This window comes from Schaalia cardiffensis F0333, assembly GCF_005886435.1.
Lineage (GTDB): Bacteria > Actinomycetota > Actinomycetes > Actinomycetales > Actinomycetaceae > Pauljensenia > Pauljensenia cardiffensis.
Map to the genome: position 1 here is coordinate 691,731 of NZ_CP040505.1, position 15,860 is coordinate 707,590.

At 62.8% G+C, this 15,860-nt stretch carries 17 protein-coding genes; 14 read left to right on the forward strand and 3 right to left on the reverse strand.

The genetic code is table 11. The features are described 5' to 3' along the window. Positions 1-57: 57 nt before the first annotated feature. The 7 genes from FFA61_RS02780 to FFA61_RS02805 all read left to right on the forward strand — a co-directional run bounded on the left by FFA61_RS02780 (position 58) and on the right by FFA61_RS02805 (position 6,770). Positions 58-1,449 (forward strand): glycine--tRNA ligase, encoded by a 1,392-nt coding sequence (locus tag FFA61_RS02780; protein ID WP_040313492.1) that lies wholly within the window; start codon positions 58-60, stop codon positions 1,447-1,449. 45 nt (positions 1,450-1,494) lie between these two features. After that, complete coding sequence (gene dusB / locus FFA61_RS02785; RefSeq protein WP_040313677.1) at positions 1,495-2,709, forward strand: tRNA dihydrouridine synthase DusB; 1,215 nt, start codon at positions 1,495-1,497, stop codon at positions 2,707-2,709. Between the two features lie 83 nt (positions 2,710-2,792). Continuing rightward, positions 2,793-3,806, forward strand: a complete 1,014-nt coding sequence (aroD, locus tag FFA61_RS02790; RefSeq protein ID WP_242600858.1) for a type I 3-dehydroquinate dehydratase — start codon at positions 2,793-2,795, stop codon at positions 3,804-3,806. A 141-nt stretch (positions 3,807-3,947) separates the two neighbouring features. Then, entirely contained in the window at positions 3,948-4,265 is a 318-nt protein-coding gene (locus FFA61_RS09535) for a hypothetical protein (RefSeq protein ID WP_005961834.1), read from the forward strand. Then, positions 4,232-4,552, forward strand: coding sequence for a hypothetical protein (locus FFA61_RS09270; protein WP_005961832.1), 321 nt, complete (start codon positions 4,232-4,234; stop codon positions 4,550-4,552). The genes FFA61_RS09535 and FFA61_RS09270 overlap by 34 nt, the downstream gene beginning before the upstream one ends. 122 nt (positions 4,553-4,674) lie before the next feature. Further along, positions 4,675-6,102 (forward strand): sensor histidine kinase, encoded by a 1,428-nt coding sequence (locus tag FFA61_RS02800; protein WP_005961830.1) that lies wholly within the window; start codon positions 4,675-4,677, stop codon positions 6,100-6,102. After that, entirely contained in the window at positions 6,099-6,770 is a 672-nt protein-coding gene (locus tag FFA61_RS02805; protein WP_005961828.1) for a response regulator transcription factor, read from the forward strand. The genes FFA61_RS02800 and FFA61_RS02805 overlap by 4 nt, the downstream gene beginning before the upstream one ends. On the opposite strand, the gene FFA61_RS02810 is transcribed toward FFA61_RS02805, so the two are convergent. Next, entirely contained in the window at positions 6,767-7,168 is a 402-nt protein-coding gene (locus FFA61_RS02810; RefSeq protein WP_005961826.1) for a hypothetical protein, read from the reverse strand. The genes FFA61_RS02805 and FFA61_RS02810 overlap by 4 nt on opposite strands. 387 nt (positions 7,169-7,555) lie before the next feature. Between FFA61_RS02810 and FFA61_RS02815 the strand changes: the two genes are divergently transcribed. From FFA61_RS02815 to FFA61_RS02830, 4 genes are all read left to right on the forward strand, one after another. Beyond that, entirely contained in the window at positions 7,556-8,752 is a 1,197-nt protein-coding gene (locus FFA61_RS02815) for a deoxyguanosinetriphosphate triphosphohydrolase (protein ID WP_425326409.1), read from the forward strand. 75 nt (positions 8,753-8,827) lie between these two features. After that, positions 8,828-9,052, forward strand: a complete 225-nt coding sequence (locus tag FFA61_RS02820; protein ID WP_131247145.1) for a hypothetical protein — start codon at positions 8,828-8,830, stop codon at positions 9,050-9,052. A 52-nt stretch (positions 9,053-9,104) separates the two neighbouring features. After that, the gene (dnaG, locus tag FFA61_RS02825; RefSeq protein ID WP_005961822.1) at positions 9,105-11,066 is read left to right on the forward strand and encodes a DNA primase; all 1,962 of its coding nucleotides are present in this window, start codon (positions 9,105-9,107) and stop codon (positions 11,064-11,066) included. Between the two features lie 428 nt (positions 11,067-11,494). Further along, a complete protein-coding gene (locus tag FFA61_RS02830) occupies positions 11,495-11,983 on the forward strand; it encodes an S-ribosylhomocysteine lyase (protein ID WP_005961818.1) in 489 nt (162 codons plus the stop codon). 168 nt (positions 11,984-12,151) lie between these two features. Here FFA61_RS02830 and FFA61_RS02835 read toward each other — a convergent pair whose 3' ends face one another. Both FFA61_RS02835 and FFA61_RS02840 read right to left on the reverse strand, forming a co-directional pair. Then, entirely contained in the window at positions 12,152-12,637 is a 486-nt protein-coding gene (locus FFA61_RS02835; RefSeq protein WP_005961816.1) for a hypothetical protein, read from the reverse strand. A gap of 52 nt (positions 12,638-12,689) precedes the next feature. Further along, the gene (locus FFA61_RS02840; protein ID WP_005961814.1) at positions 12,690-13,859 is read right to left on the reverse strand and encodes a hypothetical protein; all 1,170 of its coding nucleotides are present in this window, start codon (positions 13,857-13,859) and stop codon (positions 12,690-12,692) included. 72 nt (positions 13,860-13,931) lie between these two features. On the opposite strand from FFA61_RS02840, the gene FFA61_RS02845 reads away from it, so the two are divergent. From FFA61_RS02845 to FFA61_RS02855, 3 genes are all read left to right on the forward strand, one after another. Beyond that, the gene (locus tag FFA61_RS02845; protein WP_005961812.1) at positions 13,932-14,402 is read left to right on the forward strand and encodes a ribosome maturation factor RimP; all 471 of its coding nucleotides are present in this window, start codon (positions 13,932-13,934) and stop codon (positions 14,400-14,402) included. A gap of 5 nt (positions 14,403-14,407) precedes the next feature. Beyond that, positions 14,408-15,454, forward strand: coding sequence for a transcription termination factor NusA (gene nusA / locus FFA61_RS02850; protein ID WP_040313491.1), 1,047 nt, complete (start codon positions 14,408-14,410; stop codon positions 15,452-15,454). 135 nt (positions 15,455-15,589) lie between these two features. Then, a complete protein-coding gene (locus tag FFA61_RS02855) occupies positions 15,590-15,802 on the forward strand; it encodes a YlxR family protein (protein ID WP_005961808.1) in 213 nt (70 codons plus the stop codon). Positions 15,803-15,860 lie beyond the last annotated feature (58 nt).

The window sequence follows — 15,860 nt, forward strand, 5'->3', positions numbered from 1 at the left end:
ATCAGGAGGTCAATGCCGCGCCAGCCAGGTGCGGCCATCACGTGCAAGGAGCATCAAGTGGCACAGGGCCCCTCTCGCCTCGAGTCCGTCATTAGCCTCGCGAAGCGCCGTGGCTTCGTCTTCCCCTGCGGAGAGATCTACGGAGGCACCCGCTCAGCATGGGACTACGGCCCGCTGGGCGTCGAGCTGAAAGAGAACATCAAGAAGCAGTGGTGGCAGTACATGGTCCGCGGACGCGAAGACGTCGTCGGCTTGGACTCCTCAGTCATCCTCCCGCGTGAAACCTGGGTCGCCTCCGGCCACGTCAAAGCCTTCACCGACCCCCTCGTCGAATCCCTGCACACCCACAAGCGCTACCGCGCCGACCAACTCATCGAAGAGTACGCGGAGCGCAAGGGACTGGATCCCGACACCGTCACCCTCGACATGGTGCCCGACCCGGTGACCGGCCAGCCCGGCGCCTGGACCGAGCCTCGCTCCTTCTCCGGCCTGCTCAAAACCTATCTCGGCCCCGTTGACGACGAAGCGGGCCTGCACTACCTGCGCCCCGAGACCGCGCAGGGCATCTTCGTGAACTACGCGAACGTTGCTGCCGCCTCACGCAAGAAGCCGCCTTTCGGCATCGGCCAGATCGGCAAGTCCTTCCGCAACGAGATCACACCCGGGAACTTCATCTTCCGCACCCGCGAATTCGAGCAGATGGAACTCGAATTCTTCTGCGCACCCGGCACGGATGAGGAATGGCACCAGTACTGGATCGACTACCGCCGCGACTGGTACGTCGGACTCGGCATCGATCCTGACAACCTGCGTTTCTACGAGCACCCACAAGAAAAGCTCTCGCACTATTCGAAGCGCACCGTCGACATCGAATACCGCTTCGGTTTCCAGGGCAGCGAGTGGGGCGAGCTTGAAGGCATCGCCAACCGTACCGACTTCGACCTCTCCACTCACTCCGAGCACTCCGGATCGAAGCTCGACTACTTCGATCAGCAAAGCGGCGAACGCTGGACCCCCTACGTCATCGAACCTTCCGCGGGCTTGACGCGTTCCCTTATGGCTTTCCTCATCGAGGCCTACCACGAGGACGAGGCCCCCAACACGAAGGGCGGGGTCGACAAGCGCGTCGTCCTCAAACTCGATCCGCGCCTCTCACCCGTCAAGGTCGCCGTCTTCCCGCTCTCGCGCAAGGAACAGCTCACGGGGCCCGCGAAGGAGCTCGCCGCGCAGCTCCGTCAGATCTGGAGCGTCGAATACGACGATGCCGGAGCCGTCGGCCGCCGCTACCGCCGCCAGGACGAAATCGGCACCCCGTACTGCGTGACCTACGACTTCGATTCCGTCGAGGACCAGGCGGTGACAGTGCGCGACCGCGACACCATGGCTCAAGAGCGCATCCCGCTCGCTGAAGTCAAGAGCTGGCTCATCGACAAGCTCGGCGCCTGCTAAGTGGCCTTGGAATCACCCGCGCACGGTCCGGTTTCCCCCCTGGAGATCGGGCCGCTGCGCATATGGTCTCCCGTCGTCCTCGCACCGATGGCGGGAGTGACCGATGCGCCCTTCCGCAGACTCTGCCGAGAACTCGGCGAAAAGGGGCTTCCACCCCGCCTCGCCCCGGGCGACCCGGCCTGTAAGCGTGAAGCGACCCCCGGCGTTGACGCCCTCGCGGGCCTGTACGTTATGGAGATGGTGACCTCGCGCGCCCTCGTCGAAGGGAACCGCCGTACCCTTGACATGGTCCGTCCAGATCCTTCGGAGAGAGTCCGCTCGATCCAGCTCTACGGCGTGGACCCGGCGACGATGGCGAAGGCGACCGAGATCCTCATCGACTGTGAGCTCGTCGATCACCTCGACCTCAACTTCGGGTGTCCAGTTCCCAAAGTGACCCGCAAGGGCGGGGGAGCTGCCCTGCCGTGGAAGAAGGACCTCTTCGACGATCTCCTTCACGCGGTCGTCGCTGCCGCCGAAAGGGCGGGGAGCAGGACCGGCAAAGAGGTTCCCGTGACCGTGAAAATGCGCATCGGCATTGATGACGAGCACATCACCTACCTTGATGCCGCGCGCACGGCCGTTAATCGCGGAGTCGCGGCGGTTGCGCTCCATGCGCGCACCCAGACGCAGCACTACTCGGGGACCGCCCGGTGGGAGGCCATCGCCCGCCTCAAAGACACGATCCCCGTCCCGGTGCTCGGCAATGGTGATGTCTTCTCCGGCGCTGATGCGCAGCAGATGATGCAAGAAACGGGGTGCGACGCGGTCGTCGTGGGCCGAGGATGCCAAGGACGCCCATGGCTCTTCACAGACATCGTCTCAACCCTCAACGCTGGCCCCGTCTTCCACGATCCAGGGCTCGGTGAGATCGCCTCCATCATTGAAAAGCACGCCCGCTGGGTCGTCGAAGACCAGGGAGACGAGGGGCGGGCGATGCGTGAAATGCGCAAGCACCTCGGCTGGTACCTGCGCGGATTCTCCGTTGGCGGGACGACTCGGCATGCCCTCGCAATGGTGTCGACCCTCGAGGAGCTTCACGAACTCCTCCACGGCCTCGACCTCGACCAGGAGTTCCCGAAGGCCGCGCTGGGGCCGCGAGGGCGCGCAGGAGGGGAAAAGACGCCGCACCTTCCCGAAGGATGGCTCGACTCTCCTTTCCTCACCGACGCAGAGCGGGCGAATCTCCACCTTGCTGAAGATGGCGCGAACGGAGGATGAGAGACGTGGATCCCCATAATCCTCAGTACAGTGCGTTCCCACCTGGGGGAGGCGAGCACGACCTCTTTCCAGTCGGGGCAGGGGTGAATAGCGTCCTCCCGACCGAGGTAGGCGAGGGCGCTGCCGCTCGGGCTGAATCTGAGCGCGGCACCTTCCCGCCCGGAGCAGGCAAGAACAGTGCATTCCCAGCCGGGGCAGCGGTGAATAGCGTCCTCCCGACCGGGGCAGCGGTGAATAGCGCCGTGCATTCGGATTCCGAGCAGATCGAGGTGAGGATCGGACGCGGCTCCTCGCCTCGTCCCGCTGTCGTGCTCGGTGGGCCGACCCGCATTATCACGCCCCTCATGGGAACGACTCCCGCACTCCTCAGCGCCGAAATCGAAGCTGTGTCCGCTCAAGCGGTCGACCTCGTCGAATGGAGAGTCGACCCGCTGCTCGCCGCACTCGAGCCCGCTTCCGACAGGCGTGCTGCTATCGAAGAGGCCTGGGAAGAGGCGGTGTCACAGGCTCCCCTCCCCGTCCTCGCGACGATCCGCACAACAGCCGAGGGCGGTGCGGCAGAACTGAGCGCAAGCGAGTACGCCGAACTCGTGGCGCTGCTCGCAGGCCTCGCGGACGCGGTCGATGTGGAAATCGCCAGGGCCGGGGCTCACTCCCTCATCATTCGTGCCCACGAGGCCGGAGCCGCAGTTATCGCCTCCTTCCACGATTTCAACGAGACTCCGCCCGATGACACCCTTGCTGCCCTCTACGCGCAGATGGCCGAAGCGGGCGCCGATATCCTCAAAGTCGCGTGCCGCGTCACCACCCCCGAGGATGCCCTGCGCGTCCTCGCCGCCCAGATCGGCGCTCACCGCGAGCACCGCCGTCCCATCATCGGCATCGGCATGGGAGAAGCGGGGGCGATCACGCGGATCGCAGGTGCCCCTCTCTTCTCAGCAGCCACTTTCGCTTTTGTCGCCGCCTCCTCGGCCCCCGGCCAGTTCACCGTCGAAGAGACGAGGAGGGGCCTCGACCTCGTGGAGAAGGGGAGGACAGTCGAGAAGAGGAAGAGCGACGAGGAAGAAGAGACAGTCGACAAAGCGAGGGGCCGCTGAAAAGGAAGCCAGCCGAAGAGGAAAACCCAGTCGAAAAGCGGAGGACACACGGCTGAAAGAGCCAAAAGGCTGAGAAAGCCACGCGGACCACGGGCCCACCGCACAACCGAGGATCAGCCGCACAACCGAAGACAAGAGGTAATGACGATTCATGAGCAGGGGCCAAGCGCCCTCGAACAGATCGACTCGCGTCCGCTGAGCCGACAGCACAAGAGCCTCATCGGCCTCGTCATCGTTTTGAACATCTCCGAGTTCTTCGACATGTTCCTCATCGGCTTCGTCGTCTCTTTGCTGACCAAACCCTGGAACCTCTCCGGCATCCAAACAGGCATCATCCTCGCCTGCTCGGGGCTCGGAACCCTTATCGACGCCATCGGAGCGCTCATCGTCGCCTTCTCCGCAAGGACGGGGAGTCCGGCTCGTGGATGGTCTTCTTCAACGGCATCCTCATCGCAATGACATTCGGCGATGGCGCCTTCGGGATCCTCAACGCTTTCGGTGGCGAACAATTCCCCAAGGAGGCGCGCGGCACCGGCCTCGGCTTGGGCTACGGCATCGGCGCGAGCGCGAAGATCCTTGGTCCGCTCATTATGAGGGCCACGATCGGCGGCAGCGCCGTCCAACAGGAGGTCACGCTGCAGGCGGTGTTCCCGGCCTTCATCCTCTTCGCAGCTCTGCTCTTCGTCGGTGGAATCCTCTACCTCTTTGCGAAAGAGACGAAAGGGGCTTCGCTCGAAGAGATCTGAGCGCCTGTGCTCGAGGCAGAGCGAGCGGCGCGTGCTCGAGACGAGGATTTTGGAGCAGTCGAGCATGAGATCACTCGGACAGAGCCGTCACATCAGAGCTCTCGAGTCGACACAATAGGGGCATGAGACTCAGACATACGACGATCCGAGTCCGAATCCTCGCAGCGATCATGCTCGTCGCCCTCGCAACGCTGACGGTCACACAGACCCTCGTCGCCGTGCTCCAGTACCGCCACGTCTATTCTGCGATGACCCAGGATCTTGGGCACGTCGAAGACGAGGTGCGACTCCTGTCCAACACGGGGATCGACCCGCTGACGGGCAAAGGCTTCACGAGCGCGGAGCGGGTGGTGCAGACCTACCTCGAACGCACGGTTCTGTCCACCGGTGAATCGTATATCGCGTACCAGGGGACGCAACTGCGGTGGATTGCCCCCGCCGATGTGGAGCTTCGACCCGAGAACGATAACGCCCTCATGGCCGCCATCCACGCGAGGGTCGGAGGCGAGTCCAGTGTCATCACGACGGTGTCGACCGGCATGGGCGATTACCGGGTCCTCGTCGCACCCGTGCGTAGCGGAAGCGATACCGCCACGCTCATTCGCGTCATCGACATCCGCAGTCGCACCCGCAGCCTGAGCTCCATCTTGGGGACCTCCATCGTCGTCGGCTCGGGCACGCTCTGCCTCGTCGCGGCAGTCGCATACTTTGCCGTGCGCCGCCTCCTGCGCCCCATTGACGAACTCACACGAGCCGCTGAGTCCATTGGCGAAAACGATCTCACATCGAGGGTGGATGTGCGCGGAGGGGACGATCTTGCACTCCTCGCGCGCTCCTTCAACCGCATGCTTGACCGGGTCGAAACCTCTCACAAGAACCAGCTGCGCCTCCTCGATGATGTTGGTCATGAGTTGCGCACACCAGTGACGATCCTGCGAGGACACCTCGAAGTGCTCGATCCGAGTGACCCCGAAGATATTGCGGCCACGAGGAGGCTCCTCCTCGACGAGACCCAGCGGATGGGACTGCTCATCGAGGACATTTTGCTGCTCGCGCAGATGCGCCAGAGCGACTTCCTCCGGCCCGCTCCCGTCGCGGTCGCCGAGCTCAGCGACCGCGTCTTCGAAAAGGTCCGCTTCCTCGGGACACGAACCTGGCAGCTCAGCGAAGTCGCAGATATCGACGCCGTCCTCGATGCGGACAGGATCACTCAGGCGTGGCTCCAACTCGTGGACAACGCCGTCAAATACTCCGCCGAAGGGTCGCACATCGCCCTCGGATCACGCATTGAAGGCGATGAGCTCGTCCTGTGGGTGCAAGATGAGGGAATCGGCGTCGCTGCCGAGGATCTGGAACGGGTGAGGCAGCGATTCTCACGTACCCAGGAGGCAGAGCGAATGGCCCCTGGCTCCGGTCTGGGACTGAGTATCGTGAACTCAATCGCCGAAGTCCACTCGGGGAGACTCGGGATATCTTCACGACGCGGACACGGGTCCGTGTTCTCCCTGCGCCTGCCGCTTCGCACCACGACCGAGGAGAGTGAGACATGAGCACGATTCTGATCGTCGAGGACGAGGAACGAATCGCCTCCTTCATCGCAAAGGGGCTGAGAGCGGCGGGATTCACTCCGACGATCACAGCCTCGGGCCGCGAGGCGATCCAATTCGGGCTGATGGGCGACTTCGACCTCATCATCCTCGACCTCGGGCTTCCCGATATCGACGGCTTCGATGTGCTTGAAGAGCTGCGCGGACAGGGGGTTGCGACACCGATCATCATGCTGACGGCGCGCTCATCGGTCGTGGACCGCGTCGCCGGTTTGGAAAACGGTGCGGACGACTACATGGCCAAGCCCTTCTCTTATGAGGAACTCCTGGCGAGGATCCGCCTGCGCTTGAGGGATTCTGCCTCAGCCTCTCAGTCGAGCACCGCTGCGACCACACTGTCCTACGGCAATCTCACCCTCGACTATCGGACGAGGCAGATCACGGTCGATGGGCGCGTCGTCGACTTATCGGCCCGGGAGTTCACACTCGCCGAGATGTTCTTGCGCAACCCCCGCCAGGTGCTCAGCCGCGAGCAGCTCCTCTCCGCGGTGTGGGGAATGGACTTCGACCCCGGGTCCAATGTCGTGGATGTGTACATGTCCTATTTGCGTTCGAAACTTGGCAAAGAGCGTTTCGAAACGGTGAGGGGAATGGGCTACAGGCTGCTTTAGTCGTCGTCTCGGTCGTCATCCACGTCGTCGATGTCATCGTCATAGTCGTCGTCATCGAGGTCGATGGGCGGGGCCGGGACGATCGGGGTTGGTGCCGGGGTGGAAGTCGTCGGGGGAGGGGGCGGAGCCGGGGTTTCAACAGGCGCAACATTTCCGTTGGTGGGAGGTGAGGGCGGTTGTTCGCCTTCCCCACTGGGGTGTTGTGCGATGGGAGCGCCAGATTGCGATGCCCCCGATTGTGCTGATTGGGCGCCTCCGGATTCGGACATGACGATTCCGGGGGAGACGACTTCCTCGGAGACAACAGTGAGCGCGGATGCGAGCCACCAGGCGACGACGATGGCCACGAGGGTAAGAGCGACGAGGGCCGCGGCGAGTCGACGTTCTGACAGTCCCATGTGCTCGGTCCTTTCCTTTGTTGCTCCCTTCCAGTGAACCCGATGAGCCGTACGATGACCACTTCTAGCGATGAGAATCCTCTAAGGAATCCCGCGAGCTTTGATTGCGTTGTGCGCACCCCTCCCGCAGCGCCCTCGAACTCCTGTCTGTACGCGCTACAGCCTCCCTGCTGCGTTCTTGCAGCCCTCCCCACAGCGCTTTGCGAGCTGTGCGCAGGTCGGAGGCACTCCACAGCTCCCAAACCCTTGAAGACGAAAATGGAAAGCGGCGGCTAGACTGTGGCCGTGAGCGCTCGACTGCAAGGTAATCCCTCGGATGCCGGCCTCGTCCCCGTCTATTCGCAGGCCGATCAGTCCAGGCGCGTCGCAGAGTCCGCGAAGTCCGCGATGCGCACGGCCTTCGAGCGTGATCGCGCACGCATCCTGCACTCTTCAGGCTTGCGCAGACTCGGGGAGAAAACGCAGGTCCTCGGCCCGGCAAGCGATGACTTCGTGCGCACCCGCCTCACGCACTCTCTCGAAGTCGCCCAGGTGGGCCGCGAACTCGGCAAGGAACTCGGCGCCAACCCGGATGTCGTGGACGCGGCCTGCCTCAGCCACGACCTCGGCCACCCGCCCTTCGGTCACAACGGGGAGCGCGTCCTCGACGATCTCGCCGCCGACTGCGGAGGATTCGAAGGCAACGCCCAAACCCTGCGTCTCGTGTCCCGTCTCGAACCGAAAGTCATTGACGAGGACGGGGAGCCCGCAGGCCTCAACCTCACGCGCGCCACCCTCGACGCGATCTGCAAGTACCCCTGGGCGAGGGGGGAGGGTCCCGACCCGGACAAGTCTTCGCGCAAATACTCGGTGTACGAGGACGACCGTGAGGTCTTCGAATGGATGCGCGAAGGAGCTCCTTTCGGGCGGCGCTGCCTTGAGGCCCAGATCATGGATCTGTCCGATGACATCGCTTACAGCGTGCACGATGTTGAAGACGCCGTGGCGACGGGAAAATGCGATGTGCACAGCCTGCGCGATGATGAGGTCCTTGAGAGGGTCATCGCCTCGACTCTCGACTGGTACGGCCCCGGCGTCGCTCGCGCCGACCTTGAATCAGCGATCGAGCGACTCGTGCACTTGGGCGAGTGGATGGGCTCTTTCGACGGCTCCTACGCCGATCTCGCTCGTCTCAAAGACCTCACAAGTGAACTCATCGGACGCTTCTGCTCCGCCGCCGTGTCAGCGACGCGTGTGGAGTTCGGTCCAGGCCCTCTTGGCCGTTACCGTGCGGATCTTGTCGTTCCGCCCTCGACTCGAGCGGAGATTCAAGTCCTCAAGGGGCTGGCGGTTCATTTCGTGATGAGTCCACGCGAGACTGAGCCTGTCTACTATCAGCAGCGAACTCTTCTCGCTGATCTTGTCGACGCATTGGTGGAGGCCGGGCCGAACGCCCTTGAGCCCGTGTTCGCAGCTCAGTGGCGTCAATCCTCGAATGAGGAGGGGCGTGTGCGGGCGGTTATTGATCAGGTCGCTTCCCTGACGGATTCTTCTGCCTCGAAGTGGCATGCGCGCCTGTGCGGGATGCTGTCGAGCCAACTGTGAAGAGCCTCGACACAGTTCACGGGCACAGAGCGTGCCAGAATGTGCTGTCGTGTCCGGCACGCGAGGCGATGATTCATGAGTGCAGTATCGTGCCTGGCCGTTTTCTCATGTCCTGCCGCTCCTCTTGCTCATGGGGCCTGGCTGGGCGTTCACGTGGCCTGGCTGGGGGTTCACGGGGCCTGGGGCGTTCATGGGGTTTGGCTGGGGGTTCATGGGGCCTGGCTGGGCGTCGTGATCTCGGAGGGCATCACCCGTCCCGACGTCTCCGCCTGGACATCGCTGAGGCTCATCGCCTGTTGAGCGGGCGAGCCTACCCGGCGCCCCTCCTGCTGGGCATCGCTAGACTGTGCGCATGGCCGGTCTGATTCGTAAAGAGGACATCGCCCTCGTGCGCGAAGCCGCTCGGATCGATGAGATCGTCGGCGAGCACGTCGCCCTGCGCCCCGCAGGAGTGGGGTCCCTCAAAGGACTATGCCCCTTCCACGATGAGCGCACTCCCAGCTTCCACGTCCGCCCTCACCTGGGGATGTGGCACTGCTTCGGTTGCGGCGAGGGCGGGGACGTCATCTCATTCGTCCAGAAGATCGACCACTTGTCCTTCACAGAGGCCGTGGAGTTCCTCGCCCAGCGTGCGGGCATCACGCTCCACTACGAAGAGGGCGGCACACAAGTTCGCAGCGAAGAACCCGGGAAACGTCAGCGTCTCCTCGAAGCCCATCGGGTCGCTGAAGAGTTCTACCAGCGTCAGCTCGCCTCGGCCGAGGGCGCCGCGGGCAGACAATTCCTCGCGAAACGCGGATTCAACCAGGCGATGTGCACTCACTTCGGCGTCGGATATTCGCCCGACTCCTGGGATGCTCTCACCCGCCACCTGCGTTCGAAGGGCTTCACGGATAAAGAACTCGAGATCGCAGGCCTTGCCTCGCGCGGGAATCGAGGTCTGTACGACCGTTTCCGAGGGCGCCTCATGTGGCCGATCCGAGACATCACAGGGGCGACCGTCGGTTTTGGCGCCCGCCGCCTCAATGAGGACCCGCAATCACCGAAGTATCTCAACACCCCCGAGACGCCGATCTACAAGAAATCACAACTCCTTTACGGGCTTGACCTCGCGAAGAAGGCAATCGCGAAAGAACATCGCATCGTGATTGTCGAAGGGTACACGGATGTCATGGCCGCCCACGTCGCCGGCGAGCCTTGCGCTGTTGCGACCTGCGGCACGGCTTTCGGCTCTGAGCACGTGAAGATCGTGCGCCGCCTCTTGGGCGATGCCGCAGATCCTGCTGCGGGAGTGCTCCTATCGAATGGGCGAGCCCGGGGCTCGGAAGTGATCTTCACCTTCGACGGTGATGCGGCGGGGCAAAAGGCCGCATTGCGGGCCTTCCACGAGGATCAGAACTTTGCTTCTCAAACTTTTGTCGCTGTCGACCGCGAGGGCATGGACCCCTGCGAGGTGCGAATGGCGCGCGGCGACAAGGGGGTTATTGAGCTTGTCCGATCCCGCACTCCGCTTTTCGAGTTCGTGATTCGTTCCGTGATCCGTCAAGTCGATTTGCGCACTGCTGAGGGCAGGGTCCGTGCCCTGTCCGCCTCCGCGCCGATCGTTGCGAGTATTCGTGATCGTGCTTTGCGCATGGAGTACACGCGTTCCCTCGCCGGTTGGCTCGGCATGGACATGCGCAGTGTGGCGGATGCGGTTCGCCATGCTGTTCGTCCGGCGCCTGAGCCCCGCTATGGCGAGGCATCCGATATGGCCGGAGCCGGGCTCCCTTCTCCGGTGCCGCGCAGGCGTGGTCCCGAGGACCCGATCACCCGCCTTGAACGCCAGACGCTCGAGGTTGTTTTGCAGCACCCGGTCTTCGTCATCGGTTCTGGTTTCGAAGACCTTGAAGGGGATTCGTTCTTCGTTCCCACGCACCGGGCGGTGCATGATGCGATTCGCGCGTGCGGTGGCCTTGATGCCTTCGCGAAGCTTTTGCATTCCGCGGAGGAGTATTTCGGCGTCGGCGAGCGTGCGACGGAGGCTGCGAGCCGTCGCTTCGTCGACCAGGTACGCGATGCTGCTGGCGAGCTCGTCGGCGCCGCCGTCACTGAGCTCGTGGTCGCGCCCCTCCCGCAGGACCGTGAGGAGGAAATGCGTTCCTATTGCAGGGGAGTGGTCGCTGCGCTCGTCCGAACGGATCTCACTCGAAAATTGGGGGAGGCGCGCGGGCGTCTTCAACGCATGGACGAGGACGACCCCGAGTACGCTGAGGCGTTCCGTGAGCTCATGCGCTTGGAGAATCGGCGCCAGACTTTCACTGAGAGGAACTGAAGCGCTTTCCGAGTAGGGGAGAGGGGCGCGAAACGAAGGGCTTTGAGGGGCTTCGGGTCTGAGCGTGGGCGATTCTTCGACAGGGGCGAGTTGGAGGGGCGGGAGTCGAAGACTACTGCGCTTTCCGGTGTGCGCGAGGAGGAACATGAACCGCACCGCTATCACAGGTGACCTTCAGCTGCGCTTTCCGGTGCGCGAGGAGGAGCACGAGTGCGAGCAGGAGCACGGGCGCTTCTTCACACACCATCGTGTTGTCCTTCGCTAACGAGAAGCGGGCCTCGCATCTGAAAAGAACTTCTTTCAAACACCACGCCGAACGCCAGGCGCCCAGTGGACTTGGCATCCGCCCTCGTCGAAGCGATCCACTAATCTGAAGCGTGTCCACTCGCGGTCCCACCGAGCGAACGAGCGAAGAAGGAGAACCCCCCATGGCAGAAGTTGAGAGTTTCACGCTCGATCACACGGCCGTCCTCGCGCCCTATGTGCGCCTCATCTGCGTTGAAACAGGGCCGAAGGGGGATGAGATTTCAAACTTCGACCTGCGCCTCGTTCAACCCAATGAGAACGCCATCCCGACCGGGGGCCTGCACACCATCGAGCATCTCCTCGCCTCCTTGCTGCGCGACCGCATGGAAGGCGTCATCGACTGCTCACCCTTCGGCTGCCGCACTGGATTCCACCTCATCACCTGGGGAACCCCCGGTGTAGAGACTGTGACCCGAGCGCTCGTCTCCTCACTCGAAGCGATCGCGACGAGCGTGAATTGGCAAGACGTTCCGGGAACGGATATCACCTCCTGCGGAAACTACCGGGACCACTCGCTGTTCACTGCGCGCGAATGGTGCAAGAAGATCCTCGAAGAGGGTTTTTCCACAAACCCCTTCGTCAGGACGCCCCTGCCCGAGCTTGCCGACTAAGACCTCCTGGCCGACTCAGGCCTCGCCTCCTTCGTCTTCCTCTTGCCCCGGGCTGGCTTCCTTGCCCATATTTCTGCCGTGAGTTCGCTTCCCTGCCGATTCCTCCTGCCATGGGCGGGCTTCCTTGCCGGACGCGGGGGACGAGTCTCTTGCTCGGTTCGGCTCGGCTCAGTCCAAGCCGACACCTTCGCGCAGCTGCTGTTCAAAATGAGCGGCTTCACGCTCACAGGCCTCATCAAGCGGCCCGAAGGCAGCGAGCACGGAGAAGAGCTGATCGTCCTCGCGACGTCGAATCCACACGGTGATCGTCGTGCCATTAGAGACCTGTGTGGACTTGTGGACGACGATCGAATGATTCACACGCTCGGAGAGGATCCGCATGAACACCCGCGGATCCTGTGAAACCGTTTCCACGCGGATGGGTGTGCGCGCTGGATCCATCCACTCGACTGAAAGAACACGGTCCTCGGCACTCCACTTCGCGGTCGCGATTTCGTACCACATTCCCGAATCGAGGACCGACTCCTTGTTGGCGAGGATGATTGCGTGCCTCCCCGCGATGATCCACTCGCCCGACTCAAGCTGCTCCGCAGGGGCGCGCCGATCGCCCTCGGGAAGAAGAACTGAGACTTCGGTGGGAATCAGATTCGGCATAGGAAGATTCTACGGGTGCACTCGACATATGCGAGCGCGCGCGAGCTCAAGCTCAGGCGCTCGCGCCGATCAGGGCGGGGCTGGTCCCGTACTCGTTGAGGAAGGACCACGAACTCAGGTCCTCAAGGGCCTCATGCAAGCCGATCAGTCGTATCGTCTGGTCATCGGAGGAGAGCAGATGCAGATCCGCTAGGAGAAGCCCATTCGCAAGCGAAGCCGCGTCGAGCGAATCGAGAGTACAGCGGGTGGTCCTGTGATCATTCGCACCGGCTGAAAGGTAGTGATCGACACGGGAGAAGAGTTCATGAGAGCGCAACTCGGCATCATCAATGGAGAACTCCACAAGCTGCGCCTTCGGAAGGGACTGGGCCGTGCAATCCCAGGAGGCCACGGTCTCAGCCAACTCAGTCGATTCTGCCAGGCTCTGCGCCGCAGAAAGATCAGCATCAGGAAGAATGGACGAGGCATTCAGAGCTTGAGGATCCAAGCCCCAGCCGCTGAGAAGATCCATTGTCTGACTTGAGATGAAAGAGTGCAGACGAGCATTGAACTCCGCCACCGCGGCATCCTCAGAATCAAGACTCACATTGAAGGCGCCCGCCAAGTCGAGTGCAGAACGGTAGCGCCCCAGAGCGACTGAGGCGAGGGCGCGGGAGTTATCCGACTCCATAAGAGTCGGATCCGCAGCCACAGCCAAATCCCTGCGGGCCGTTGAGGCGAGCCAGGAGACGAGTTCTTCGACCGTCACAGGCGCATCCGCGATAGGGGGAACCTCTTCGGCCCCCTCAGGAGTGTGATCACCCCAGGGGGACCACACTCCGCCAAGAGCGTCCAAACGAGCTTGGGAGTTCGCTGCGACAAGGGAAAGAACCTGGGCGCATTCGGGGCACGAGCTCGCGTCCTCGGCCAAGGAGGAAGCACGGGCCCAAGCGGCGGCCTCCGTGCGGGCCGCAGTCTCACGGAGGGTATCCACTTCGGTGAGTTCAGGAAGGGACGCGCCCCTCGAATCGAAACGCACGCCCGAAGCGCAAGACGACAACAGGAGAGCAAGAGTACCCGCCGTGGCGCCGAGAACTGCGAGCCTGCGTCCTTTCCTGGACGAAGACGCTGTCCTTGAAGAATGCGCATGTTCACTCGCAAGCGCGTGTTCAAAGGACGCTGAAAAGCCCTTCGGAGAGCCGAAGGAGTCGGGGCGTCGCGAGAAGAATCCGAAGATCGTCACCTGGGCATCATCGCATGTTGACCCCCGGGTAGAATAGGAACCCCTTGCCGTGTCGGACACACAGGAGGATTTGTGGCCCAACCCCAACACTTCGAGGCACTCGAGAAGGAGCTCCGCCCCCTCGTTGAAGGATTCGGACTCGAACTCGACGCCGTCTTGAGCGTCAAAGAATCGGGAATGAAAATCGTGCGAGTCATCGTTGAGAGCCCCGAAACAGGCCAGGGGCTCGATTCCGAGTTGCTCGCGCAGGTGTCGCGCGCAGTTTCGCCCCTCGTTGATCAGGCCGACCCGATTGACAGCGAGTACTACCTGGAAGTGTCAACCCCCGGCGCAGAACGCGAACTCCTTGAGCCTCGTCACTGGGTCAAGCAGATCGGGCGCCTCGCGAGCGTGAAGCTGCGCGACGGCTCTCGCCTATGCGGTCGTGTGACATCCGCCGATGACAAGGGTGCAGTGCTCGACGTGGACGCTCAGACCGTTAGGATCGAGTACGCACAGATGAAGAAGGCGCGGGCTCGCGTCGAATTCGGTTCGGAGGAATGAGACGCATGGAAATCGACATGACCGCATTGCGCATGGTCGAGCAGGAGAAGGGAGTCTCCCTCGGCCGCCTCGTGGAAGCGATCGAAGAGGCCCTCCTCAAGGCGTACCACAACATTCCCGGCGCAGTTTCCAAAGCCCGCATCGAGATCGACCAGAAGACCGGTCGCGTCACCGTCATGGCGATGGACGAGGACGAGGACGGCAACGAGATCGGCGAATTCGACGACACTCCGAAGAACTTCGGGCGCATCGCCCAGTCGACCGCCCGCTCTGTCATCATGCAGCGCCTGCGTGACGCTGACGATCAGAAGGTCCTCGGTGGTTTCGCGAACCAGAAGGGCCAAGTTGTCACTGGTATCGTCGACCAGTCCCGCGATGGGCGCATCACGATCATCAAGGTCGGCGACGACTTCGAAGCGGTTCTGCCTGATTCCGAGAAAGCTCCCGGTGAGGCCTACCGTCACGGCGACCGCATCCGGGCTTTCGTCGTCAATGTCGAGCGCACGGAAAAGGGTGCCCGCATCACGCTTTCACGCACGCACCCCGGCCTCGTCGCTGGACTTTTCGAACGTGAAGTTCCCGAGATTCAGCAAGGCCTCGTGAAGATCAAGGCGATCGCGCGCGAAGCGGGTCATCGTACGAAGATCGCCGTCGCCGCGACGCGCGAAGGTGTGAACGCCAAGGGCGCATGCATCGGTCCGATGGGGTCGCGAGTGCGCGCCGTCATGACGGAGCTCAACGGCGAGAAGATCGATATCGTCGACTGGTCGGCGGATCCTGGCCGTTTCGTCGCCAACGCCCTCTCGCCGGCCCGAGTCTCGCGCGTCGTCGTCCACTCGATTGACAATCGCACGGCAACCGCGATCGTTCCCGACTTCCAGCTCTCCCTCGCGATCGGTAAGGAAGGGCAGAACGCCCGCCTGGCAGCCAGACTCACCGACTTCCACATCGACATCCACTCCGACACGGAAACCGGCGACGAGGGCGTGGCCTCGCACTCCTCGATGCCTGATGACGTGACCAGTCGCTCATACTCCGATCCTCAGGATTGAGAAGGGCTCGACTAAGCTGGAGGGGTGTCGCAGTCTGCGCTGAACGAGAGTGAAGCCCTCCCGGGCGCTGCACCCGTTCGTACCTGCGTTGGCTGTGGGAAACGTTCACCGCGTTCGGAACTGCTCCGATTCGCGGTGTACCACGGGGTCGTATCATTCGACCCCGAAGCTCAGCGACCCGGTCGGGGCGCGTGGATCCACCCGGATCTTCGCTGCATCGACAAGGCCCGTAAACGTCGGGCCCTCACGCGCGCGCTCCGCCTCGAGGAGGTTGTCTCCGAAGAGTTGTGGACTCAGTGCGAGCAGGTCGTGTCATCCAAGGCGTCGCCGACGCCTGAACTCGAGTAATGGAAGCGGGTTGGAAGCTGATGGGCACCCGATGAGTACCCAGCGATGAGCTGCCAGC

Excerpts from the sequence above, each read along its gene's own strand:
- FFA61_RS09535 (WP_005961834.1), top strand. The coding sequence starts at position 3,948 with ATGACGATTCATGAGCAGGGGCCAAGCGCCCTCGAACAGATCGACTCG.
- FFA61_RS09270 (WP_005961832.1), top strand. The coding sequence starts at position 4,232 with ATGGTCTTCTTCAACGGCATCCTCATCGCAATGACATTCGGCGATGGC.
- FFA61_RS02800 (WP_005961830.1), top strand. The coding sequence starts at position 4,675 with ATGAGACTCAGACATACGACGATCCGAGTCCGAATCCTCGCAGCGATC.
- FFA61_RS02805 (WP_005961828.1), top strand. The coding sequence starts at position 6,099 with ATGAGCACGATTCTGATCGTCGAGGACGAGGAACGAATCGCCTCCTTC.
- FFA61_RS02810 (WP_005961826.1), bottom strand. The coding sequence starts at position 7,168 with ATGGGACTGTCAGAACGTCGACTCGCCGCGGCCCTCGTCGCTCTTACC.
- FFA61_RS02815 (WP_425326409.1), top strand. The coding sequence starts at position 7,556 with ATGCGCACGGCCTTCGAGCGTGATCGCGCACGCATCCTGCACTCTTCA.
- FFA61_RS02820 (WP_131247145.1), top strand. The coding sequence starts at position 8,828 with ATGAGTGCAGTATCGTGCCTGGCCGTTTTCTCATGTCCTGCCGCTCCT.
- dnaG (WP_005961822.1), top strand. The coding sequence starts at position 9,105 with ATGGCCGGTCTGATTCGTAAAGAGGACATCGCCCTCGTGCGCGAAGCC.
- FFA61_RS02830 (WP_005961818.1), top strand. The coding sequence starts at position 11,495 with ATGGCAGAAGTTGAGAGTTTCACGCTCGATCACACGGCCGTCCTCGCG.
- FFA61_RS02835 (WP_005961816.1), bottom strand. The coding sequence starts at position 12,637 with ATGCCGAATCTGATTCCCACCGAAGTCTCAGTTCTTCTTCCCGAGGGC.
- nusA (WP_040313491.1), top strand. The coding sequence starts at position 14,408 with ATGGAAATCGACATGACCGCATTGCGCATGGTCGAGCAGGAGAAGGGA.